This is a genomic window from Rhodococcus sp. no. 34, from assembly GCF_054589475.1.
Window position 1 is genome coordinate 367168 of sequence record NZ_BAAILK010000035.1, and the last position, 22338, is coordinate 389505.

Here is a 22338-nt window from a genome sequence, read left to right on the forward strand (position 1 = left end):
CCGAACGTACCGTTCGCCCTGGTTGGGGCACCTCGAGATCCCCCTCACATAAATAGTCATCTCAGATGCGAATTATGTAGGTTCAGATCATGCAACTGACGCAGTTCACCGATCTGGGATTGCGCGTCGTCATGCGGTTGGCCGTACTCGACGCGGATGCCTCCCCCAGTACCCGGGATGTTGCGCAGCAGCTCAACGTGTCGTACTCCCATGCCACCAAGGTGGTTACACGGCTCGGAGAGCTCGGCATCGTGACAACCAGGCGCGGCCGCGGCGGTGGGCTTTCCATCACCGAACTCGGCCGCACCGCCACCATCGGCTGGCTGGCCAGACGCCTCGAAGGCCCGGGTGAAGTCGTCGACTGCGAAGGCGACAAACCGTGCCCATTGCGCGGAGGTTGCCTCCTTCGAAGTGCGTTGCGCGAAGCACAGGAAGCGTTTTTCGTTTCACTCGACGCGGTCACGATCGAAGACGTCATCCGGCAGCCGTCCAAAACTGTCCTGCTACGCCTCACCACCCGGAGCGACGAAGCAGGCTGATCAATCGAATTTCGACCGAACGGAGCAGCTCATGCTTTCCCCACAGTCAACCGAGGTCATTCGCGCCACCCTTCCCGTGGTCGGCGCTGCCATCGGCGATATCACAACCCTGTTCTACCGCAGGATGTTCGACGCGCATCCTGAACTCGAACGCGATTTGTTCAATCGCGGCAATCAGAAGCAGGGCGAACAGCAGAAGGCTCTCGCCGGCGCCATCGCGGCATTCGCGACGCTTCAGCTCGAGCCGGACAGCGCCAAGGTCGATCTCATACTTTCACGTATCGCCCACAAGCATGCGTCGCTGGGAATCACACCCGACCAGTACGCAATCGTGCACGAACACCTCTTTGCCGCGATCGTCGAAATACTCGGCGATGCAGTCACTCCCGACGTCGCAGCAGCCTGGGACGAGGTCTACTGGCTGATGGCGGAAACCCTCATCACGATGGAGCGTGGCCTCTACCAACTCGCCGGCGTGGACGCCGGTGACGTCTGGCGCACAGTCAGGATCAGTGAACGAGTTCTTCAGTCCGCCGACACCGTCTCACTGACACTCACGTCGCTCGACGGTAGCGCACTCCCCACCTTCGCTCCCGGACAGTACCTTTCGGTCGGGGTTACGCTGCCCGACGGCGCCCGCCAGATCCGTCAATACAGCCTGTGTTCGATACCGAGCAGCGCAGACTGGCGGATCAGCGTCAAGCGAATCTCCGGAACTCCCGATGGCGAAGTGTCGAACTTCCTCTACAACAACGTATTCGAAGGTCAAGAACTCTCCGTCACCACACCTTTCGGCGATCTCACCATGCCGGACGACAACTCACCGCTCCTGCTCGCGTCGGCCGGAATCGGTTGCACACCGATGATCGGGATGCTCAATCATCTCGTGGACACCGGCGCTGACCGTTCGGTATCTGTCATCCATGCGGATCGATCCATTGCGGATCACGCGCACCGCGCAGAACTCAGCACACTCGTCGACCAGATCCCCGCCGCAACCCTGCACCGTTGGTACGAGGATCTCGGCACGCACGTTGCGTTCGGATCGGTTCACGAAGGACGGGCGGATTTGCAAGGTATTGCAGTGGAGCCCGATACCCAAGCCTTCCTTTGCGGGCCGATGCCGTTCATGTTGGCGATGCGCGCATCGTTGCTCGAAAGGGACGTCCCGGCACAGAATATCCACTACGAGGTCTTCGGGCCCGACAGCTGGGCCAACACCTGAGCGGACCACTGCCTGCGAACTGGACCTTGGCGCGCGACTGCAAACCCTTGTGTACTCGACGAAACATACGCATCGAGTAGTGGGAGACCGACATGATCACGTCAGCGTCGATGACGGGAGTCGCGCTGATCGCCCTGGCGATGGTTCTGACACCGGGCCCCAACATGATCTATCTGGTGTCCCGCAGCATCAGCCAGGGCCGCCGGGCGGGTTTGATCTCGCTCGGCGGAGTCGCAACCGGTTTCCTGGTCTACCTCGCCGCCACGTGTGCAGGGCTGACGGCGGTTCTCTTCGCCGTACCAACGGTGTTCACCGCGGTGAAAATCGGTGGTGCCCTGTACCTGGCCTATCTCGCCTGGTCGACACTCCGACCAGGTGGGAAGTCCGCTTTCGAGGTGGGCGAGGTCGACCGCCACGGTAGCGGCCGTCTGTTCGGGATGGGGTTGACCACCAATCTGCTCAATCCCAAGATTGCGCTGATGTACGCGGCCCTGATCCCCCAGTTCGTCGATCCCACTGCGGGTCCGGTCTGGCAACAGGCACTCGTACTCGGCGGCGTGCAGATCCTGGTCGCAGTCACCGTCAACGCGTTGATCGTGTGCTGTGCGGCAGCCGTGTCGACCTTCCTCATGGCGCGTCCGGTGTGGATGCGGGCTCAGAAATGGCTAGCTGGTGGCATTCTCGGAATCTTCGCCACCCGCATGGCCCTGGAGTAGTTTCAGTCCTTCGGACGTTGGTCGATCAGACGACGCGCTTTGCCGATCGAGCGTTCGAGTCCGCCGGGTTCGAGAACGCTCACCTCGACCGTGACACCGATCTTGTTCTTCACCAGCTTCTGCAACGCCGAAGACGCTGCCGCATGATCGGAAATTGCCGCGTCAGGGCGAGCCTCGACGCGCACTGTCAGAGTATCCATCCGGCCCGGACGCTCGAGCACACACTGGAATTGGGGTGCCAGGGCGGGGACGGTCAGGATCAGCTCTTCGATCTGTGTGGGGAACAGATTGACCCCACGCAGGATGATCATGTCGTCGGTCCGGCCGGTGACCTTCTGCATCCGACGCATCGAGCGCGCCGTACCGGGCAACAGACGGGTCAGGTCCCTGGTTCGGTAGCGAATGATGGGCAGCGCTTCCTTGGTGAGAGAGGTGAAAACCAGCTCACCTTCTTCACCGTCCGGCAGCACTTCGCCCGTGACCGGATCGATGATCTCCGGGTAGAAGTGGTCTTCCCAGATATGCAGCCCGTCTTTGGTTTCCACACATTCCATTGCCACACCCGGGCCCATGATCTCGGAGAGTCCGTAGATGTCGACCGCATGCATGTCGAGTTGCTGTTCCAGCTCGGTACGCATCTGTTCGGTCCACGGCTCCGCTCCGAAAACTCCCACCCTCAGTGAGGTCTTCGCGGGATCGATGCCTTTCTTGATCATCGCATCCACGATGGTCAACATGTACGACGGAGTCACCATGATGGCGTCGGGCTCGAAGTCCTCGATCAGTTGAATCTGCCGCTCGGTCATGCCACCGGACATGGGAATGACCGTGCAGCCCAAGCGCTCCGCACCGTAGTGTGCTCCCAACCCACCGGTGAACAGACCGTACCCGTAAGCCACGTGAACCTTGTCCGAAGACCGCACGCCGCCGGCCGAGAGACTGCGCGCGATGAGATCGGCCCAGTTGTTCAGGTCGTTGCTCGTGTACCCCACCACCGTCGGGCGACCGGTGGTCCCCGAAGACGCGTGAATTCGCGAGACCCGGTCCTGGGGCACCGCAAACATCTTGAACGGATAGTTCTCACGTAGATCCGCTTTGGTGGTGAAGGGAAACTTCGCGAGATCGCTCAGATCCTTCAAGTCGCTCGGGTGGACGCCGGCGTCGTCGAAAGCTTTGCGGTAGTGCGGAACATTGGTGTACGCGTGCATCAGGGACCATTGCATCCGCTCGAGTTGGAGCGTCGAAATGCGGTCCCGACTGGCAAATTCGATTTCTTGCGAAGTAGCAGTGACGAGTTCGGTCATGATTGTCTCCGGTGGGCTCAGTGAGGGCGCTGTGCGGGCGGTCAGGCGTCGAAATCGACTGTTATCTGTTCACCGACAGGGAAGGTCTGGCAGGTCAGTACAAAACCCGCGTCGACTTCGTAGTCTTCGAGTGCGTAGTTCCTGCGCATCTCGACGTCACCGCAGGTGACCTTGGCGCGACACGTTCCACAGACCCCGCCCTTGCACGCGAAGGGCAGATCCGATCGGTACTGTTCCGCTGCATCGAGAATCGACTGGTCTCGCGGAAGTGTCGCGGTGGTCGATCGACCGTCGAGAGTAATAGTCACCTCGCTGCTCGGTCCGACAATTCCGCGCTCACGATGCACTGCAACCGGCGGAGCGACGTCGTCGACGTAGAACAGCTCGTGATGGATGCGATCCTTGGCAATTCCCAAGCCGGCCAGTACTTCCTGGGCGTCGTTGACCATCCCGAACGGACCACACAACCAGAAGCCGTCGACCTGGTCGCACGGAACGAGAGAGGTGAAGATCTCGCGCAACCGGTCGGCGTCGAGACGGCCCGAGAACAACTCGACCTCGCGCGGCTCGCGAGAGAGAACATGAATAACGTCCAGGCGTGCACCGTACCGGTCCTTCAGGTCGGCGATTTCTTCGGCGAACATGACCGAACGGGTGCGCCTGTTCCCGTACAGCAGGGTGACATCGGCCTCGGGGTTCACCAGCAGTGTTGCAGCGATGGACAACATGGGCGTGATTCCGGAGCCCGCCGCGATCAGAACGTGCCGTCCACCCGATGCCGGATCGGCGACAAAATTGCCAGATGGGCCCTGGACGTCGATTCGATCCCCGGCCTTGACGTCTCGCACCAACCAGGAGGAGAAGAGTCCGTCTGCCACTTCGCGAACCCCCACCCGTGGAGACGCCCCTACCGGTGCACAGATCGAGTAGGAGCGACGGTGTTCGACGCCGTCGATCATCCGCCGCAGTGTCAGTGACTGCCCGGCGCCGAAGTCGAATTGATCGGCGATATCGGCAGGCACGTCGAAGGTGACGGCAACTGCGTCGTCGCACAGTGATTCGACACCGGCGACCGTCAACGGGTGAAATGGTTTGTTCCGGTTCGTCGTTGCGGTACTCATCTGTTCAGATCTCCTTCACGTGATCGAACGGCTCGAGGCAGTCGAGGCAGCGATAGAGCGCTTTGCACAGGGTCGCACCGAATTCCGAACTCAGTCTGGTGTTTGCCGAACCGCACTGGGGGCACAGGATGTCGCGCGGCTTGGCCGTCAAGGTCAAGGCGATCGGGCCGGAGGTGCGACGCGGCGCGGCCCCCGGCACCGAGTACCCGGCCGTCCGAAGTTTCGCGAGCCCCTCTTCGCTGATCCAATCCGAACTCCAAGGCGGCGACAGTTGAGTCTTGATCTGGACGCTGCCGTACCCCGCGTCGGTCAGCTTGTGCTCGATGTCGTCTCGCATCGTCGCCATCGCCGGACACCCGGAATAGGTGGGAGTGATTGTCACACAGACCAAGTTCGCTTCGACGTCGACCGATCGGATGACGCCGAGATCGGCCAAGGTCAACAGTGGCATCTCCGGATCCATCACCGAGGCGACGATCTCCTGCGCCGAAGAGACAGTAGCGGAAGAGACGGTAGCGGCAGTCACGGTCACCACACCCCTTCCGGATGCTCCCGAGCGACGCTCTGCATTTCGGCGAGAAGTAGCCCCAGTGCCCCGGTGTGCAGTCCGGCACGCCCGCCGCGGCCGCCGACGAAACCGGAGAAACGCGAAGGGGGCTCTTCCATTTCGGCTGCATGGAGGACCTGGGCAAGAACAGCGTCGAACTCCGGCCGAACAGTACGCGGATCCACTCCGACGCCAACTTCTGCCAAAACGAGTTCGTCCTGAGTGGGAACAAAGAGTTCGTCCACGAACGGGAAGATCTCGAGCAGGGCCGCGGCAGTCCGACGCTTGGATTCTGCCGTGCCGGCGCCCAACGTGACGACCCATCTTGCCGCGTAGTCGCGGTGGTAGGTCAGTTCTTTGACGCCCTTGTTCGCCACAGCTGCGAGAACCGGATCGCGCGACATGCGCAGCCGATCGAACAGCGCCAGCCGCCAGGTCGAGAACACGAGTAGCCGAACGACCGTGTGCGCGAAGTCGCCGTTGGCGAGCTCCACCAGTCTCACGTTGCGGAAACCGAACTGATCACGAAAGAAGGCGAGCGCATCTTCGGCCGGCACCGGTGACGTATCGGAGATGAACGGAACCACAGTGGAATCGGCTGCTGCCGCGCGAGCCAGCAGCAGCCTGGCCTGCCCGATCAGATCCAGACCGACATTCGCGAGAGCTACCTCTTCTTCGAGTTCCGGTGCCCGCGTCGACCATTCGGCGAGGCGCTGCGAACTGACGAGCGCGTCGTCGCCGAGCATGAGGCAGTAGCGCGCCAGCGCACCGAGATCGACGTCATCCGGCACCGTGGTGTCGACTCCGGCGAGGGGGTCGTCGAAGCTGGTTCCGAACGCCCACTGACCGTGGCCGTCGCCGTCGACCAGGCCGTCGTAGGCACTGTCGTGATCGTTCATCTGTTGGTCCTCGAAGTCGAAGTGATTCTCACATGTGCGGAACGGAGTCCGGGATGTCGTAGAAAGTCGGGTGCCGGTAGACCTTGTCGCCGCTCGGCGCGAAGAACGGATCCTTTTCTGCCGGACTCGAAGCCACGATGTTCGCTGACGGCACGACCCAGATGCTCACGCCTTCGTTACGTCTGGTGTAGACGTCGCGCGCGTGGCGTAGGGCCATCTGATCGTCTGCCGCGCGCAGGGATCCGACATGCACGTGGTTCAGTCCGCGCTTTCCCCTCAGAAATACCTCGTACAAAGGCCATTCGCCCCGCACCTGATCGCGCTGTACCTGATCGTTCTCGCTCATGATGTTTCCCCAGTCGTGCGATCGTGCGCGAGTCTCTCGCGCTGTGCAAAGGCGTACGCGGCGTCGCGAACCCAGGCCCCGTTGTCGTGTGCGGCTTTCCGATTGGTGATCCGCTCGACGCTCGCCGCTCCGTTGCCGCGGACCACGTCCATGAATTCGCTCCAGTCCGGCTCGCCGAAATCGTGTGCGCCACGCTCGGGGTTCCAGCGCAGGTCGGGATCAGGGAAGGTCACACCGAGTATCTCGGCCTGCGGTATCGACATGTCCACGAATCGTTGCCGCAGTTCGTCGTTCGTGTGCCGCTTGATGCGCCACTTCATCGACTGCTCGGTGTTCGGCGATTCGTCGTCCGGCGGTCCGAACATCATCAGAGCGGGCCACCACCATCGGTCGACGGCTTCCTGCACCATTGCCCGTTGAGCTTCCGTGCCGCGCATCATCGTCGCCAACAGTTCGAAGCCTTGCCGCTGATGGAACGATTCCTCCTTGCACACACGGATCATCGCGCGCGCATACGGCCCGAAGGAGCTGCGGCACAGCGGAACCTGATTGCAGATAGCGGCTCCGTCGACCAGCCAGCCGATCACACCCACGTCGGCGTATGTCAGCGTCGGATAGTTGAAGATCGAGGAGTACTTCTGCGTTCCCTCGATCAGTTTGGTGGTCAGATCGCCACGATCGGCACCGAGCGTCTCGGCCGCGGAGTAGAGATACAGACCGTGCCCGGCTTCGTCCTGGACCTTCGCCATCAAGATCGCCTTGCGTCGCAACGAAGGCGCACGGGTGAGCCAGTTTCCCTCGGGCTGCATTCCGATGATTTCGGAGTGCGCATGCTGGGCAACCTGACGGATCAGAGTCTTGCGGTAGCCGTCCGGCATCCAGTCGCGAGGCTCGATGCGCTGGTCTGCCGCGATCGTCTCGTCGAACAGGTTCTGCAGGTCTTGTGGAGCTTCCACGTTGGTCATCGTACCTACCTTTTATTACCGAATGATCGGTTGGTAACTAGTATGCACCGAGGTGTCCCCAGCACACAAGAGAATCTTTCGCCGCACCAGAAATCAGCGGCCCTCGAAAACCGGCTTCTGCTTCGACAGGAAAGCCGTGACTGCGCCTCGATGATCTGCCGTGGAACCCAGCTCCACCTGTGCGTTCGCCTCGGCCGCCAGCGTCCGGGAAAGCCCAGGAGCAACGGCACGGATCAGCGATTTCACGTGGGCGAAGGCCGCGGTGGGTCCGTCGGCAAGCCGACGCGCGAGTACCCGAGCCTCAGCTGCGACGTCCTCGTCGGCCACCACGCGATGAACCAAGCCCCACTCCAGCGCGCTCTGCGCGTCGAACTTGTCGCCGAGCAACATCAGGCCACTGGCGCGGCTAGGTCCGAGCGCGTGCACGAGCGCATGACTGAGCCCGGAGTCACTGGCCAGACCGATGCCGGTGAATGCCGTCGCAAAGCTCGCGCGAGCCCCCACGACACGGATGTCTCCGGCCAACGCGATTCCCAACCCGGCCCCGACGCAGGCTCCGCCGATACCCACCACCACCGGGACAGAGAGCGTCGACAGCGCCGTGACGATGGGGTTGTAGTGCGCCTCGACGGTATCCATCGCGTGCGCCGGATCAGCATCCAACGCTGCGGCGTGCTCGCCCAGATCCTGACCGACGCAGAAGTTCTTGCCTTCGGCGAGAATCAACACCGCTCGAACCTCTGCGTCCGCGTGGACCTGCAGCAACGCTTCGAGCAGCTGAGACTTCATTTCGCCGTTGACGGCATTGGCGGCCTTGGGTCGGTCGAGAGTGATTGTCGCCAAACCTCGCTCGATCTCCAAGCGAATCACGTCAGTCATCGATGTTCCTTTCGCAGGCAGTTCGGTTCAGCTCCATGTGTGAAAACCCTGTCCCGTCTTGCGCCCCAACTCGCCGCGAGCCACCTTCTCTCGCAGCAGTGCTGGAGGTGCAAATCGATCACCGAGCGTGCTCGCGAGGTGTTCGGCGATCGCCAGGCGCACATCCAACCCGACCAGATCTGTCGAACGCAGCGGGCCCATCGGATGCCGATACCCCAATTCCATTGCTCGGTCGATCGATTCCGCGTCCGCCACACCCTCTTCGAGCATGCGGATGGCTTCGAGCCCGAGACCGACACCAAGCCGGCTGGTTGCAAAACCAGGTGAGTCGTTGACGAGCACCTCGGCTTTGCCGAGCATCGACACCCATGCTCGTACCGAGTCGACAACCTCGGGGCGGGTCTGAGGCGCCCGGACGATCTCGACCAACAGCGACGCCGGGACTGGATTGAAGAAGTGCATACCGATGAACCGGCCCGGATCCGTCAGCGCTGCGCCGAGTTCGGCGATCGACATGGAACTGGTGTTGCTGGCGATCACGGTGCTTTCTCCGGCAACGGTTTCCGCAGCGGCGAGCACCTCGACCTTGAGGGCCGCAATTTCCGGGACCGCCTCGACGATCATGTCGAGCGACGGTGGCAACGAGGTCACTGCGTCCACGGTGCTCACGCGCGCCAGCACCGTCGCGGGGTCCTGGTCGTCGAGTTTCCCTCGCTCGTGGGCTCTGTCGAGGCCGGCGGAAACACGCTGCAACGCGGCCGCGGTGTCGCCACTCTCCGCGATGGTGACCGCCCCGCCGAGACTGGCGAACACCTGGGCGATACCCGCACCCATGCGTCCACCGCCGATGACTCCGACGGTCTTCGGTGCAACTGCTTCAGTCATGATTTCTTCTCCAGGAAGGCCGTCATGCGATCGCGCTTGTCCGAACTCTCGAACAGGACGGCCTGGGCGATGTCGTCGGCAAACGGATGCGATCCCGGCGCATCGACGATGATCTTGGTCAATCGCAGTGCCAGCGGGGACAGTCGGGAAATGCGGTCGAGCAGCCGATGCGCTGCGTCGACGTGGCAGTTCGGTTCGGTTACCTCGACAACCAGGCCCGCTCGTAGCGCCTGCTCGGCGTCGAGGTTCCTGGCACCGAGGAGCACCTGCTTCGCGATCGAGACGCCGACGAGCTTCGGCAATCGATAGCTGGCGCCGGCGGCTGCCATTATGCCGAGATTGGGCTCCGGATTCCCGAAGACCGCCGTCGTTGTCGCGATGCGAATGTCGCAGGCGTAGGTCAACTCTGCCCCACCGCCGAGCGCGTAGCCGCTCACGGCGGCCACGGTGGGAAGCGGGAGCTTTCCGATTCGGTCGAACAGCGTGCGGTTGATACCCGCGAACGCTTCCTCTCGTCCGCGCTCTCGGAGCTCCGCGATGTCAGCGCCGCCTGCGAAGTGGTCGCCGCGCCCCGCAAGCAGGAGCAGCTTCGGATCCCGTTCGAGGCGTCCACAAACCTGATGCAGTTCGTCGATCATTTCCGCGTTGATCGCATTGCGTTGCGCGGGCCTGTCGAGGGTGACCACGACGCGATCCTCGCGCTCGTCCACGTGCAGGGTGTTCACATTCGCTCCTTCTCACTCTTCTCCATTAGTAACCGAACATTCGGTCGTTTGGCAAGGGCGAGAACGAGGATGGTGCACAGCTTTGCCCGAACTGAGAAGATGGGGACATGACTACGGCACGCCCCACTCGACGCACCGGCCTCCCCGGACGTCCCGGCTACGACCTCGATTCGCTCCTGGCCGTGGCCGTGAAGGTGTTCAACGACAAGGGCTACGACGGCGCCAGCATGGAGGTGCTCGCCAAGAAACTCGGCATCACGAAGTCCTCGATCTACCACCATGTGTCCGGAAAGTCAGAACTTCTCGAACTCGCCCTTTCGCGTGCACTCAACGCCCTGTTTGCGGTCACGACCGAAGAGGGCGCCACCACCGGTCCGTACATCGACCGGCTCGAATACCTGGTCCGGCGCAGCGTAGAGGTGCTGGTCGCAGAGCTTCCATACGTCACCCTGCTCCTGCGCGTCCGCGGCAACACGACGGTCGAGCGCGCCGCGCTAGCTCGTCGGCGCGAATTCGACAACTTCGTCGGAGGTCTCGTCGCGTCCGCCGCAGCGGAGGGAGACTTGCGCCCGGACATCGAACCGGCCCTCGCCAGCAAGCTGATGTTCGGCACCGTCAACTCACTGATCGAGTGGTACAGACCCCGAGCGGGTGAGTCCGTCTCCGACATCGCCGACGCGGTCGTCGCCGTCACTTTCGACGGACTTCGCAAGGCCTGACTCCAGGCAGTTCTGCCGAATCCTTGACAACGCGGCATTACCGGGCGATCGTAATTACCGACCGAACGTACGGTGAGATGGAGTTGTCGTGAGCAGACTGTTGGAAAGCTATGTGGCCGGTCAGTGGTACGCCGCACCGGACGCAGGTACCCCGTTGCCGAGCGCAGTGGACGGATCGGAGGTGGCCCGGATCTCCGCAACCGGCATCGACCTCGCCGAGATGGTTACGTACGCCCGCGAGGTCGGCGGGCCTGCACTGTCCGCGATGACCTTCCACGAACGTGCCGGCGCGCTCAAGGCTCTCGCCCTCACGTTGATGGCAGGAAAAGCCGAGTTCTACACACTCTCCACTGCCACCGGTGCGACGACGCGAGATTCCGGGGTGGACATCGACGGCGGATTCGGGACCCTGCTGAGCTACGCGAGCAAGGCTCGGCGCGAATTGCCCGACAGCACAGTCTTTCTGGACGGAAACGTCGAGCCTCTCGGCAAAGGCGGAACCTTCCTCGGGCAACACATCTATACATCACGTCGCGGCGTCGCCGTGCAGATCAACGCCTTCAATTTCCCGGTGTGGGGGTTCCTGGAGAAGCTGGCACCGGCATTCATCGCGGGGGTGCCGTCCATCGTCAAACCTGCCAGTTCCACGGCATATCTCACCGAACTCGTCTTCCGGCGCATCATCGAGTCAGGCTTGCTCCCAGAGGGTTCCGTCCAACTGCTCTCCGGTAGTGCACGCGGCCTCCTCGATCACCTCGGCGGGCAGGACTCAGTGGCATTCACCGGATCCGCCGACACCGCGGCAACGCTGCGTGCTCACCCGAACGTCGTCGGCAAGGGCGTCCATTTCAATGCCGAAGCCGATTCACTCAACGCGTCGATCCTCGGCGAGGACGCCGTACCAGGAACGCCCGAATTCGATTTGTACGTCAAACAACTCGTCACCGAGATGACGGTCAAGGCGGGCCAGAAGTGCACGGCGATCCGGCGCGCCCTGGTCCCGGTCTCGCTGGTCGACGCCGTTGTCGATGCCGCATCCGAACGACTGAACAAAGTTGTCGTGGGACACCCCGATGCTGATGGCGTCACTATGGGAGCTCTCGCCAGCATCGAACAGCGTGATGAGGTCTTGAAATCCATTCGCGGTCTGACGAAGTCGGCAACCATCGTATTCGGAGACCCGGACAACGTGGACGTGGTCGGTGCCGACGGCCAGTCAGGAGCCTTCCTTTCCCCTGTCCTTCTCCGGGCGGAAGAGAATGCGCACGAGGTACACGAGCTGGAGGCCTTCGGACCCGTCAGCACCGTCATCGGATACGACGGCATCGATCATGCGATCGAACTCGCCGCCCGTGGCGAGGGAAGCCTCGTCGCCTCGGTGGTCACTGCCGACACCGACATCGCACGTCGACTGGTGCTGGGTCTCGCAGCTTTTCACGGCAGAGTGCTCGTGCTGAACCGCGACGACGCCAAGGAATCCACCGGCCACGGCTCTCCCCTTCCAGTCCTCGTACACGGCGGTCCCGGCCGTGCCGGCGGCGGTGAGGAGCTGGGTGGCATCCGCGGAGTTCTGCACCACATGCAGCGGACCGCCGTACAGGGCACACCCGACGTCCTCACCGCAGTCGGCGAGCGCTGGTTCACCGGATCGCAGCGCACGACCGGATCCGAACATCCATTCCGAAAGAGTCTCGCCGAGTTGAAGATCGGTGACACTGTTGTCGGCGGTCCGCGCCAGGTCACACTCGCAGACATCGATCATTTTGCAGAGTTCACCGGTGACACCTTCTACGCTCACACCGATCCGGTGGCCGCTGCGGCGAATCCACTCTTCGGCGGCATCGTCGCGCACGGCTATCTTGTTGTCTCACTCGCTGCGGGCCTGTTCGTCGACCCGGCTCCCGGCCCGGTTCTCGCGAACTTCGGCGTGGACAGCCTCAGGTTCCTGACCCCGGTGAAAGCCGAAGACAGCCTGACGGTCACCCTCACAGCCAAGACCATTACACCTCGCAGCAGCGCAGACTACGGTGAGGTTCGTTGGGACGCCGTGGTGACGAACCAGGACAACGATCCGGTCGCGACATACGACGTCCTGACTCTGGTAGCCAAGACTCGCCCCGAAGGGAATTGAAAGCACATGACCTATCGAGTAGCAGTGTGTTACGGACGCCCCACCGATCCGGAGGCTTTCGACAAGTACTACAACGAGATCCACGTCCCGCTCGCCAGCGCAGTGCCAGGGCTCTCGGACTTCACGTTCAGCAAGTGCTCGACGCTTGACGGCTCCGATCCAGTCTTCTATGCCGTCGCCAACCTGGTGTTTCCCGATCTCGAGACGATGCAGAGCGGCCTGAAGTCCCCGGAGATGGGCGCCGCTGGAAAAGATGTCGCAAACTTTGCCACCGGCACGGTCGACATGTATGTCCAGGAAGTTGTCTCGGTCCTCTAGACCCCTGCAATTTCCCGATCCCACAGGAGTTGTCTCGTGAGTACAGGAAGCATCACCGCGAGAGAGATGTTCGACGCGGACCAGGCGTCGCAGGCACTCGGTATCGAGATTTCCGAGCTGGCGCCCGGTAGCGCAACCGTGACCGTCACCGTGGGCGAAACCATGGTGAACGGTCACGGAATCACACACGGTGGTTATGTTTTCCTGCTCGCGGACACCGCGTTTGCGCTCGCCTGCAACGGCTACGAGGATTCAGCCGTTGCAGCGCGCGCGGACATCAGATTTCTGCGTCCGACCCGTCTGGGCGACACCTTGACCGCGATCGCCACCGAGAAGGCTCGAGGCGGCCGAAGTGGGATCTACGACGTGACCGTTCGCAACGGCGACACCGTCGTGGCCGAGTTCCGCGGCGACAGTCGAACCATCACCCGCTGAAATTCAGCCCACGACGGGAAGTTCGAGGGGGCCGGACCCGTCGGCGAAGATCGTCACCGGCATACCTTGCAGTCCCCCACGGAAACTGATGTCGCCACCGGTGATCGCGAGACGCACGGAATGCCCTGGCTCGAATCGGTGCACTATCGCCGGCATCGTCACCGGCACCGGCTGCGACGGATCACTGATGCGTATGGGCGCGATGAGTCCGTTGATCAGCGAGGAAGTTCCGTCCGGAGCCACGTCGTAGAGTTTCGCGAACACCACCGGCTGTCCGGGCGCCGCAACACGCAGCGTCACAGTGGGGGCTCCCACCACGTCCATCGCCTCGGTCATCGGCGCAGTGGTCCAGAGCGCCTCGGTTCCCGGAATCTGCGCATTCGGAATGTTTCCGGCCGGATTGATATTGAGTGGCTCTACGCCCGTCGGCAGCCCAGCCGGTGCGGTGACGATCGTCTTCGAACCCGGTATCACCGGCGTGCCGTCCGGTAGCAGTCCCCCGTCAGCAGACAGATGGAAGGCACGGGCGGTCCCGACATCGACGGTGTCGGACGTCGCGTAGGCCGGTGCCGCGTTTCCCTCGTAGTCGATCCAGTTGCGGAAATACGCGAATTCCGGGCCGGTCTCGGTGTTCTCGTCCTTGAGGTAGTGATCGAACCAGTCCATGAAGCGACCGGTCTCGTACTGGGTATCCTCGTCGGGTGCGGAGAAGCTGAACTCGCCCGGCGCAGCGGCCAAGTGGCTGTGCCCCCACGAATGCCAGATCATCTTGGCATCGACGCCACGATCCTTCAGCGCGTCGTAAGTCGCGGTTGCCTCGTTCAGATCGAACAGGGTGTCCTGTTGCCCCTGAGCAAGCAGTACCGGAATGTTGATCCGGTCGACGAACGACGAGACCGACGACGCTCGGAGCTCACTCACTACTTGCGGTCCGATGTCGCCGGTCACCACCGCCTCGGCGATCGCGTTGCACATGTAAGGGACGTAGTTCGGGCAGCCGGGTAGCCGTGCGGGATCTGCGATGTAACCGTCCACACCGGGATTCGCGATGCCCGCGCCGAAGAGCAGCGATGCAAAGAGCACCTTCGCGGCTCCCGGTTCGGCAGTGGACACACCGGAGATGATCCCGGTGCTGTTGGGCGCCAGAGAATACGAGAGATCGTTCCAGGTGATCATGGGGATGATCGTGTCGATACGGGGATCGACACTCGCGGCGGCGAATTGAATGCCGCCGCCGTAGGAACCACCCGTCATTCCGACCCGCGGGTCGTTCGTCGACGGTGCACCGGTGTGATCGACGGAGTCCTGAACCACCGCGGCGAGCGCCGGATAGGGCTGCGTCAGAGCCTGATCCGTGAAGGCAATCCCTTCTTGGCCGCCGAGGAAGCTGACCAACTGGGAAGCGGCGACACCGTCGTATGCGGGAGAGTCGAGGGTGATCTTGCAACTCGAGCCGCCGAAACCCAATCCCGAATACGTCAGTCCGACGTACCCGTTCTCGGCGAAGTTCTGCAGGGCCGGAATCTGGTCCTTGTACGAACCGCCGAACCCGTTGGTGGTCAGGATCGCGGGAGCTGGGTTGTCAGCGTCGACACCATCGGGAACAAAGAGTTCACCGACGACGGTGCAGGGCGTCGAGAGTTCAGGTCCGACATCGACCGAGAAGTACAGCAGCTGTGACGAATACGAGCCGTTCGGTGAATCCGCGAGCGCCGGCGGCGAAAAGCCGAGGGCACAAACCACGAGCGTGACGACACTGATCGCAATTCTCCGGCGCACCTGAAAACCGTACACCCGGATCTGTTCTCCACCAGCTCAATCCGGCGCGTGCCGCCAACTTTTTCTCGCGAAAGTCACCCCAGACCGAGCCGACCTCTACTTGACCGTCAAGGTGCCGTGCATGCTCGGATGATAGGTGCAGTGGAACGTGTACGTTCCCGGCTCGTTCGGCACCGTGATGGTTTCCGTCTCGCCGGCCTCGATGTCCTCACTGAACAGTCCTGCCGTATCGGACGTGACCGAGTGTTCGACGGTGTCGTTGTTCTGAATGGTCAGTACCTGACCAGGCATCACCGACTCCGGTGTCGAGTACTCGAAGCCGCTGATCACGATTCCCATCGACGACGCTCCCGGCGTCGACATACCCAGAGGCATGCTCGGCATCGACATACTAGTCGGCATGCTGGTCATCGGCATACTGGTCATCGCCATGCCGTCGTGATCGGCCGAATCGTTGTCCGACGAATCGTTGTTGTCACTGCACGCGGTCAGTGCGAACACCGCCAGGATCAGCGCTGCGAGCACTGCGAGAATCCGCTTCATTGCTTCGCCTCCTGCTCGTTCCCCCGCAGTCTGCTGATTACCCGCCGCCTAGGGGGCCAAACAGTTCCGATGTGGTGCCTGCGGCGCTGATAGTGCACGATTTCTGCACTAGCTCCACTCGCGGACCGACACTGAAGGAAACAGCACAGATGGCCAACAGCAAAACGTCGAAGGCAGCCCAGCCGAAGGCGTCGAAGGCAGCGCAGCCGAAGGCTCCCAAGACAGCAGAGCCGAAGGTAGCCGAGAAGGCTCCCGCCGTTCTCTGGAAGGACCTACCGGACGAGCACGACTACCCGGCGGCCCGCGATTACCTCCAGTTGGGCGCGACACCGGTCCAGGTCCAAGCTCTCGTGTACGCCCTCAAGACGGCGACGCTGGTCTCGAAGAAGGCCAAAGACATCCTGCGGGCCGCTGGGCTCCCTCTGCTTCCGGTCGACAACCCGCACGTGGCTGCCGACCTGAAGAAGATCCGCAAGGGGATCGCGCTGTCGCCGATCCTGCTGGTGCAGGGAGACTTCCGCGCCGGAGTACCGGCGCAGATCGCCGACGGCTACCACCGTGTCTGTGCGAGCTACCACGTGGACGAGAACACCGCCATCCCCGCGAAGATCGCACCCTCGACAGTTAACTCGTAGGTCGTCGATGACCTTCGGCATCCTTGCCCTCGTCGCGCTGGCCGGCATTCTCGGCCCGCTGCTCGGCGCTCGCGTCAGCTGGCATGTCCCCGTGGTGGTCGGCGAACTTGCCGCGGGCGTCGTCTTCGGTGTCACCGGTTTCGGGCTGCTCGACTCTTCGGACCAGACTTTCACGTTCCTGGCCGATATCGGATTCGCGCTCACGATGATGGTGGCCGGCTCACACGTCCCGGTTCGCGATCCGGCAGTTCGGGCGGCAATCGGCAAGGGTGCCGTTCGCTCGGTTGTCGTCGGACTTCTGTCGGTTGTTGCCGGCTACGGTGCGGCGACGGCATTCGGAACCGGTCACGCCGCGCTGTACGCGGTCCTGATCGCGTCGTCGTCCGCGGCGTTGATTCTCCCCATCGTCGATTCGCTGGGGCTCGGTGGAACCTCGGTTCTGCAGATGACTGCCCAGGTCGCGATCGCGGACACCGTCTGCATTGTCGCGCTGCCTTTGGTGATCGATCCGGACAATGCCCCTCGTGCCGGTGTCGGCGCACTGGCTGTGGCGGCGTGTGCGGTTGCCTTGTTCTTCGTACTGCGAGCCTTCCACCGGTCCGGCCATTGGCGAAGGCTCCACAAATTCTCGGAGAAACGAAAGTTTGCGCTCGAACTCCGGATCAATCTGGTGATCCTCTTTTCTCTGGCAGCGCTGGCGTCGAGCACTCACGTGTCGATCATGCTCGCGGGCTTCGCCTTCGGGCTCGTTCTTGCCGCGATCGGCGAACCCCGCCGCCTCGCCAAACAACTCTTCGCGGTCACCGACGGCTTCTTCGCTCCCCTCTTCTTCGTCTGGTTGGGAGCGGCAATCAATCTGCGCGACCTCGTCACCCATCCGTCCGCCATCTGGCTCGGATTGGCCTTGGGCGGAGCAACTCTCGTGGTTCACGCCGCGATACGCGCCCTCGGTCTCCCGCTCCCTCTCGGCGTGCTGTCCGCCGCACAACTGGGAGTACCGGTTGCCGCAGTTACGGTGGGCACTCAATTGGGGGTGATGGGCGACGGTGAACCCGCAGCCATCCTCCTCGCCGCCATGATCACGATCGGTGCAGCAACGCTGGCGGGTGCTGCCGCGTCGAAAGCTGGTCTCACGAAGCCTGCTTGACCGCGGCCCTCTCCACCGTCAGCAAGCTCTCCTCCGAATGTTCGGCGTGATACGCCGCGCCGCCGCCGCGGACACCGAAGAGTCGCTTGCTCCAGATCAGCCATACGACGGCAGCGATGTTCACCAGCAGCAACCCGGCCCTCAACCACGTGATCTTCTCGGTCAATTCGTAGATTTCGAGGGGCAGGAACAAGCTGGTCGCCACCACCGCGAAGTACTCGCCCCAGCGTTCGACCATCCACAGGCCGACTGCCTCGATCACTTGAAGGCCGGCGTAGACCAACAGCCCCACTGCGATCCAGGTGAGCGTCGTAGCGGACAACGAAAACGCCTGCTCGATGTGATGGACCAGTTTGGAATCGTCGATGTTCCAGCCCAATTGACGGGCAAGTGGCCTGATCAACGGCAATTCGTTCTCGAAGGCGTCCTCGGCGCGACCCTTCGACGATCTCAGTTCGAACACACCGATCGCCAGAAGAACCAAACCCAGAGCGCGGAACATTCTCTCGGTGGCAAGAAGTCGCATGATCAACCGGTCGCGAAGCAGCCTCCCCCGCGGAACCTCGGGGGCGGCGTCCGCCGGTCCCGATGCTCGGGGCGCTCCCGGGACGAAGTTGCCGCAACGTAGGCACCGCCACGCCTGACCCACCGCAGTATCCACATGTAGTCGATCCCGCAGCTCAGGTTCGTCCGGAGCGTAGGTCTCGTGACCGTGCCAACTGCACGAGCGCAATGCGAAGTCCACGGGTGAACTCTATGCCGCATATGCCCGGTAGCGTGGATACCCGCTGACCGTGCACTTCGAACGATGAGGATTCCGATGACAACCACCAAGATCGAAACCCGGCATGGCGTCATGGCAGTCGACGACAGTGCCACCGACGGTTTTCCGGTTGTCTTCATCCACGGGAACTCGGCCAGCCGCTCCATCTTCCGTCATCAGGTCGACGCCGACTGGGCCGGCGACTACCGCATGATCACTCTGGACCTACTCGGCCACGGCGACTCCGAGGACGCGAGCGATCCCGAAGCCGCATACACGCAGAACGGTTACGCCGACGCCATCGTCGATGTTCTGACCGAACTCGGCGTCGAAAGAGCCGTTGTCGTCGGCTGGTCGCTCGGCGGACACATCGCTCTCGAGTTGATCGCGAAATTCCCCGGGCTTACCGGAATCGTCATCACCGGTACGCCGCCGGCAAATCCCGAGACGCTCGGCGACGCCTTCAATGCCGGCGACGGATTGTCCATCGGCGGCACCGAGGTCATCACCGCGCAAGAAGCCGAACTCTACGCACGAATGACCGCCGTTCCCTTCGAGCAGGCTGCCCTCGACGCCGCGATACGCACGGACGGACGCGCTCGCAAGATCATGTTCGACGCATTCGGCGCCGGCCGCGAATCGGATCAGAAGGCTCTGGTTGCAACGGCGTCTGTGCCTCTCGCGGTGATCGACGGCGCCGAGGACCCGTTCGTGAACACGTCGTATGTCGCGTCGTTGACCTTCGCGAATCTCTGGGAGGGCACGTATCACGTGATTCCCGGTGTGGGGCATGCAGCGTTCTGGGAAGCCCCTGAGGTGTACAACCCACTGTTGCAACGATTCCTCGGCAGTTTCGCACAGTAACCTGCTGGACAACCTGCTGGACGCGGCGTCCTATGAGATAGAAGCCACTCGACAATCCGGCCATGTCCGGATCATTCATCGCCGTCCTACAGTTCGGAAAACGACTGGAGGCACTGCGATGACCATTCTCGAGCACGGCACGGAAACGTGCATCGGTGGACCGACCCTTCCCCAGATACGACGCCTCGTCACCGAAGTGCCCGGCCCCAACTCGCGCGCTTTGGCAAAGCGCCGGAGCGCCGCACTGCCGGCCGGGCTGACCAGCGGATCCAGCATTTACGTTGCCGCAGCGGGCGGAGGAGTTGTCGTCGACGTCGACGACAACTCGTTCATCGACTTCGGCAGCGGCATCGCCGTGACCACCGTCGGAAACAGTGCGCCGCGCGTGGTCGAACGCACCACGCGCCAGCTCAGTCAGTTCACCCATACGTGTTTCCTCGCAAACCCCTACGAGGGGTACCTCGAGGTCTGCGAAGCGCTCAACCGCCTGACCCCGGGAGATCACGAGAAGCGAACAGCGCTGTTCAACACCGGCAGCGAGGCGCTCGAGAACGCCGTGAAATACGCACGTGCCGCCACCGGTCGCCCGGCAGTTGTCGTCTTCGACCACGCATTCCACGGTCGCACGTTGATGACCATGACGATGACAGCCAAGAACCAGCCGTACAAGGCCACATTCGGCCCGTTCGCACCAGAGGTCTACCGGGTTCCGATGGCATACCCCTACCGTTGGCCGAGCGGCCCCGAAAACGCGGCCGACGAAGCATTCGCCCAGTTCCGTCTTGCGATCGACACTCAGATCGGCGCCGAATCGGTAGCCGCTGTGGTCGTGGAACCGATTCAGGGTGAGGGCGGTTTCATCGTTCCCGCTCCGGGATTCCTGAAGCGAATCTCGGAATTCTGCCGTGAGCGCGGCATTCTCGTCGTCGCGGACGAGGTCCAGACCGGTATCGCACGAACCGGAGCCTGGTTCGCCAGCGAGAGTGAGGACTTCGTCCCCGACATCATCACAACCGCAAAAGGTCTCGCCGGCGGAATGCCACTCGCCGCCGTGACCGGCCGTGCCGACGTCATGGACGCCGCGCATCCCGGTGGTATCGGCGGTACGTACAGCGGCAATCCCGTTGCCTGCGAGGCCGCCCTGGCAGTTTTCGAGACGATCGAGATGGAAGGGCTCCTCGACCGCGCCAAGGACATCGGCGACATTCTGACCACAGGTTTGTCCGAAATCGCTTCGGACACAGACATAATCGGCGACATTCGCGGACGCGGCGCCATGATTGCAATCGAACTCGTCCACGACGAGGACAAGGCTCCGAATCGCGAGGCCGTCGCCCAGATCGTCAGCTACGCCCACGCGCACGGTCTCCTTCTGCTCACCGCCGGCACCTATGGAAACGTCGTCCGTTTCCTCCCACCGCTGAGCATCTCCGACGAGTTGCTGACCGAAGGACTCGGTATTCTTCGCGACGCTGTGGCCGCAGTCCGATGAGCGTCGCAGTGCGCAGCTTGATCGGCGGAGCTTGGGTCACGGGCAGCGACGGCACACTGACGGACACCAACCCGGCCCGTCCCGACGAGGTTGTCGCCACCGGAGGCCGCGCCGGTGCCTCCGAAATGGCGACCGGTGTTCGCGTCGCCCGCATCGCCGCGAATGACTGGGCCCGCCTGCCGATGTCCGCACGCGGCGCATACCTCACTCGCGCAGCGGAAATCATCGAATCCAACGCTGAGGCCTGGGGCGAAGAACTCACCCGCGAAGAAGGGAAAACGCTGGCCGAGGGTATCGGAGAGGTGCGCCGCGCAGCGCAGATTCTGCGTTACTACGGCAACGCCGCCGACCGCGAGACCGGAACGGTGTATTCCTCCCCACGTAGCAGCGAGCAGATTCTCGTCACTCGCAAACCTCTCGGAGTGGTAGGCGTCGTCACGCCGTTCAACTTCCCGATCGCGATCCCGGCATGGAAGATTGCGCCTGCCTTGGTGTACGGAAACACCGTCGTCTGGAAACCGGCTGCCGCGGTGCCCCTTCTGGCCTTCCGTCTCGCGCAGGCACTGACCGAAGCGGGCCTACCCGACGGAGTCCTGAACATGATCCTCGCCGACAGCGCGGCCGGTGAAGCGCTGGTCGATCACCCGGACCTCGACGCCGTCACCTTCACCGGTTCCACCGGAGTCGGCCGAAAGATCGCGGGATCTGCTGCGGCGCGAGGAGTTCCGGTACAGGCGGAAATGGGCGGAAAGAACGCAGCCGTCGTACTTGCCGACGCAGATCTCGAGCTTGCGGTCGAGCAGGTCATGCTGGGCGCATTTCGGTCAACCGGCCAGAAATGCACGGCCACTTCACGTCTGGTGCTCCATGAATCCATCGCCGAGGAATTCCTGGCCAGGCTGACCGTTGAAGTCAAGCAACTGAGAGTCGGAGATCCACTCGATCCCGACGTCACGACAGGTCCCGTGGTCAGCGCATACGCGCAGCAGTCGATCATCGACGGGATCAATCGAGCCGTCGACGGCGGCGCCAGGGTTGTGGCCACCGCCGAAGCGCCGCAGTCGGGCTACTACGTCCAACCGACAGTGCTGGAACTACCGTCGAGCACCGAACTGTGGTTCGAGGAACTCTTCGGCCCGGTACTGGCGGTGCAGCGGGCAGCAACAACCGCAGACGCATTCCGCTTGGCGAACGAGGGCGAATTCGGTTTGTCCGCAGCATTGTTCACGCAAGACCTGACCAGTGCACTGGCCGGTATCGACGATCTGGACGTGGGGATCCTGCACGTGAATTCGGAATCGGCGGGCGCTGATCCCCACGTACCTTTCGGTGGCGCGAAGAGGAGTGGATACGGACCCAAG

General features: G+C 62.7%; 23 protein-coding genes and 1 pseudogene. 12 read left to right on the forward strand and 12 right to left on the reverse strand.

The features are described from left to right. Positions 1 to 89: 89 nt before the first annotated feature. The 3 genes from ACYP01_RS14960 to ACYP01_RS14970 all read left to right on the forward strand — a co-directional run bounded on the left by ACYP01_RS14960 (position 90) and on the right by ACYP01_RS14970 (position 2480). Positions 90 to 539, forward strand: coding sequence for an RrF2 family transcriptional regulator (locus tag ACYP01_RS14960; RefSeq protein ID WP_003943059.1), 450 nt, complete (start codon positions 90 to 92; stop codon positions 537 to 539). A gap of 31 nt (positions 540 to 570) precedes the next feature. Then, positions 571 to 1764, forward strand: coding sequence for a globin domain-containing protein (locus tag ACYP01_RS14965; protein WP_003942968.1), 1194 nt, complete (start codon positions 571 to 573; stop codon positions 1762 to 1764). Positions 1765 to 1856: 92 nt separating this feature from the next. Further along, positions 1857 to 2480: a LysE family translocator gene (locus ACYP01_RS14970; RefSeq protein WP_042446415.1), complete on the forward strand. Its 624-nt coding sequence runs from the start codon at positions 1857 to 1859 to the stop codon at positions 2478 to 2480. A 2-nt stretch (positions 2481 to 2482) separates the two neighbouring features. Here the strand turns inward: ACYP01_RS14970 and paaK are convergent, their stop codons facing one another. The 9 genes from paaK to ACYP01_RS15015 form a co-directional block, all read right to left on the reverse strand. After that, the gene (gene paaK / locus ACYP01_RS14975; RefSeq protein ID WP_218680070.1) at positions 2483 to 3784 is read right to left on the reverse strand and encodes a phenylacetate--CoA ligase PaaK; all 1302 of its coding nucleotides are present in this window, start codon (positions 3782 to 3784) and stop codon (positions 2483 to 2485) included. Positions 3785 to 3825: 41 nt separating this feature from the next. Then, positions 3826 to 4905, reverse strand: a complete 1080-nt coding sequence (paaE, locus tag ACYP01_RS14980; protein ID WP_459680830.1) for a 1,2-phenylacetyl-CoA epoxidase subunit PaaE — start codon at positions 4903 to 4905, stop codon at positions 3826 to 3828. Positions 4906 to 4909: 4 nt separating this feature from the next. Further along, positions 4910 to 5368: a 1,2-phenylacetyl-CoA epoxidase subunit PaaD gene (paaD, locus tag ACYP01_RS14985; protein ID WP_047269445.1), complete on the reverse strand. Its 459-nt coding sequence runs from the start codon at positions 5366 to 5368 to the stop codon at positions 4910 to 4912. A 65-nt stretch (positions 5369 to 5433) separates the two neighbouring features. Next, a complete protein-coding gene (paaC, locus tag ACYP01_RS14990; RefSeq protein WP_287979422.1) occupies positions 5434 to 6351 on the reverse strand; it encodes a 1,2-phenylacetyl-CoA epoxidase subunit PaaC in 918 nt (305 codons plus the stop codon). A 28-nt stretch (positions 6352 to 6379) separates the two neighbouring features. Continuing rightward, positions 6380 to 6697: a 1,2-phenylacetyl-CoA epoxidase subunit PaaB gene (gene paaB / locus ACYP01_RS14995; protein ID WP_007730622.1), complete on the reverse strand. Its 318-nt coding sequence runs from the start codon at positions 6695 to 6697 to the stop codon at positions 6380 to 6382. Then, a complete protein-coding gene (gene paaA, locus ACYP01_RS15000) occupies positions 6694 to 7662 on the reverse strand; it encodes a 1,2-phenylacetyl-CoA epoxidase subunit PaaA (RefSeq protein WP_459680834.1) in 969 nt (322 codons plus the stop codon). The genes paaB and paaA overlap by 4 nt, the downstream gene beginning before the upstream one ends. Positions 7663 to 7755: 93 nt before the next feature. After that, positions 7756 to 8541 carry an enoyl-CoA hydratase-related protein gene (locus ACYP01_RS15005; RefSeq protein ID WP_050656785.1) on the reverse strand — a complete coding sequence of 262 codons (786 nt, stop codon included), beginning with the start codon at positions 8539 to 8541 and terminating at the stop codon, positions 7756 to 7758. A gap of 27 nt (positions 8542 to 8568) precedes the next feature. Further along, a complete protein-coding gene (locus tag ACYP01_RS15010) occupies positions 8569 to 9426 on the reverse strand; it encodes a 3-hydroxyacyl-CoA dehydrogenase family protein (RefSeq protein ID WP_054826904.1) in 858 nt (285 codons plus the stop codon). Beyond that, positions 9423 to 10151: an enoyl-CoA hydratase/isomerase family protein gene (locus tag ACYP01_RS15015; RefSeq protein ID WP_007730615.1), complete on the reverse strand. Its 729-nt coding sequence runs from the start codon at positions 10149 to 10151 to the stop codon at positions 9423 to 9425. Before ACYP01_RS15015 ends, ACYP01_RS15010 begins: the two co-directional genes overlap by 4 nt. A gap of 107 nt (positions 10152 to 10258) precedes the next feature. On the opposite strand from ACYP01_RS15015, the gene ACYP01_RS15020 reads away from it, so the two are divergent. From ACYP01_RS15020 to paaI, 4 genes are all read left to right on the forward strand, one after another. Beyond that, positions 10259 to 10870, forward strand: a complete 612-nt coding sequence (locus ACYP01_RS15020) for a TetR/AcrR family transcriptional regulator (protein WP_003943240.1) — start codon at positions 10259 to 10261, stop codon at positions 10868 to 10870. Between the two features lie 88 nt (positions 10871 to 10958). Further along, on the forward strand, positions 10959 to 13001 hold the full coding sequence (gene paaZ / locus ACYP01_RS15025) for a phenylacetic acid degradation bifunctional protein PaaZ (protein WP_058226873.1): 2043 nt from the start codon (positions 10959 to 10961) through the stop codon (positions 12999 to 13001). Positions 13002 to 13007: 6 nt separating this feature from the next. Beyond that, positions 13008 to 13319, forward strand: a complete 312-nt coding sequence (locus ACYP01_RS15030) for an EthD family reductase (RefSeq protein WP_003943191.1) — start codon at positions 13008 to 13010, stop codon at positions 13317 to 13319. 66 nt (positions 13320 to 13385) lie between these two features. After that, the gene (gene paaI / locus ACYP01_RS15035; RefSeq protein WP_050794025.1) at positions 13386 to 13754 is read left to right on the forward strand and encodes a hydroxyphenylacetyl-CoA thioesterase PaaI; all 369 of its coding nucleotides are present in this window, start codon (positions 13386 to 13388) and stop codon (positions 13752 to 13754) included. Between the two features lie 3 nt (positions 13755 to 13757). Here paaI and ACYP01_RS15040 read toward each other — a convergent pair whose 3' ends face one another. Then, a complete protein-coding gene (locus ACYP01_RS15040) occupies positions 13758 to 15548 on the reverse strand; it encodes a CocE/NonD family hydrolase (protein WP_459680839.1) in 1791 nt (596 codons plus the stop codon). Positions 15549 to 15629: 81 nt separating this feature from the next. Beyond that, positions 15630 to 16076, reverse strand: coding sequence for a cupredoxin domain-containing protein (locus ACYP01_RS15045; protein ID WP_230359175.1), 447 nt, complete (start codon positions 16074 to 16076; stop codon positions 15630 to 15632). Between the two features lie 254 nt (positions 16077 to 16330). Here ACYP01_RS15045 and ACYP01_RS15050 point away from each other — a divergent pair. Together ACYP01_RS15050 and ACYP01_RS15055 are read left to right on the forward strand one after the other, a co-directional pair. Continuing rightward, positions 16331 to 16711, forward strand: a pseudogene (locus ACYP01_RS15050) (hypothetical protein); the annotation flags it as partial. Between the two features lie 7 nt (positions 16712 to 16718). Next, on the forward strand, positions 16719 to 17858 hold the full coding sequence (locus tag ACYP01_RS15055) for a cation:proton antiporter (protein WP_459680841.1): 1140 nt from the start codon (positions 16719 to 16721) through the stop codon (positions 17856 to 17858). On the opposite strand, the gene ACYP01_RS15060 is transcribed toward ACYP01_RS15055, so the two are convergent. Beyond that, a complete protein-coding gene (locus ACYP01_RS15060; RefSeq protein WP_003943067.1) occupies positions 17842 to 18603 on the reverse strand; it encodes a DUF2127 domain-containing protein in 762 nt (253 codons plus the stop codon). The genes ACYP01_RS15055 and ACYP01_RS15060 overlap by 17 nt on opposite strands. 75 nt (positions 18604 to 18678) lie before the next feature. On the opposite strand from ACYP01_RS15060, the gene ACYP01_RS15065 reads away from it, so the two are divergent. The 3 genes from ACYP01_RS15065 to ACYP01_RS15075 form a co-directional block, all read left to right on the forward strand. Next, the gene (locus ACYP01_RS15065; RefSeq protein ID WP_003942939.1) at positions 18679 to 19485 is read left to right on the forward strand and encodes an alpha/beta fold hydrolase; all 807 of its coding nucleotides are present in this window, start codon (positions 18679 to 18681) and stop codon (positions 19483 to 19485) included. 118 nt (positions 19486 to 19603) lie between these two features. Then, on the forward strand, positions 19604 to 20977 hold the full coding sequence (gene gabT / locus ACYP01_RS15070; RefSeq protein WP_459680844.1) for a 4-aminobutyrate--2-oxoglutarate transaminase: 1374 nt from the start codon (positions 19604 to 19606) through the stop codon (positions 20975 to 20977). Then, the coding region (locus ACYP01_RS15075) for an aldehyde dehydrogenase family protein (protein WP_459680846.1) at positions 20974 to 22338 on the forward strand (1365 nt) is incomplete at its 3' end. The genes gabT and ACYP01_RS15075, both read left to right, overlap by 4 nt.

Coding starts and splice junctions, on each gene's coding strand:
- paaE (WP_459680830.1), bottom strand. CDS start 4,905: ATGAGTACCGCAACGACGAACCGGAACAAACCATTTCACCCGTTGACG.
- ACYP01_RS15045 (WP_230359175.1), bottom strand. CDS start 16,076: ATGAAGCGGATTCTCGCAGTGCTCGCAGCGCTGATCCTGGCGGTGTTC.
- ACYP01_RS15020 (WP_003943240.1), top strand. CDS start 10,259: ATGACTACGGCACGCCCCACTCGACGCACCGGCCTCCCCGGACGTCCC.
- paaI (WP_050794025.1), top strand. CDS start 13,386: ATGTTCGACGCGGACCAGGCGTCGCAGGCACTCGGTATCGAGATTTCC.
- ACYP01_RS15005 (WP_050656785.1), bottom strand. CDS start 8,541: ATGACTGACGTGATTCGCTTGGAGATCGAGCGAGGTTTGGCGACAATC.
- gabT (WP_459680844.1), top strand. CDS start 19,604: ATGACCATTCTCGAGCACGGCACGGAAACGTGCATCGGTGGACCGACC.
- ACYP01_RS15010 (WP_054826904.1), bottom strand. CDS start 9,426: ATGACTGAAGCAGTTGCACCGAAGACCGTCGGAGTCATCGGCGGTGGA.
- paaD (WP_047269445.1), bottom strand. CDS start 5,368: ATGGATCCGGAGATGCCACTGTTGACCTTGGCCGATCTCGGCGTCATC.
- ACYP01_RS15030 (WP_003943191.1), top strand. CDS start 13,008: ATGACCTATCGAGTAGCAGTGTGTTACGGACGCCCCACCGATCCGGAG.
- ACYP01_RS14970 (WP_042446415.1), top strand. CDS start 1,857: ATGATCACGTCAGCGTCGATGACGGGAGTCGCGCTGATCGCCCTGGCG.
- ACYP01_RS14965 (WP_003942968.1), top strand. CDS start 571: ATGCTTTCCCCACAGTCAACCGAGGTCATTCGCGCCACCCTTCCCGTG.
- paaK (WP_218680070.1), bottom strand. CDS start 3,784: ATGACCGAACTCGTCACTGCTACTTCGCAAGAAATCGAATTTGCCAGT.
- paaC (WP_287979422.1), bottom strand. CDS start 6,351: ATGAACGATCACGACAGTGCCTACGACGGCCTGGTCGACGGCGACGGC.
- ACYP01_RS14960 (WP_003943059.1), top strand. CDS start 90: ATGCAACTGACGCAGTTCACCGATCTGGGATTGCGCGTCGTCATGCGG.
- paaA (WP_459680834.1), bottom strand. CDS start 7,662: ATGACCAACGTGGAAGCTCCACAAGACCTGCAGAACCTGTTCGACGAG.
- paaB (WP_007730622.1), bottom strand. CDS start 6,697: ATGAGCGAGAACGATCAGGTACAGCGCGATCAGGTGCGGGGCGAATGG.
- ACYP01_RS15065 (WP_003942939.1), top strand. CDS start 18,679: ATGACAACCACCAAGATCGAAACCCGGCATGGCGTCATGGCAGTCGAC.
- ACYP01_RS15055 (WP_459680841.1), top strand. CDS start 16,719: ATGACCTTCGGCATCCTTGCCCTCGTCGCGCTGGCCGGCATTCTCGGC.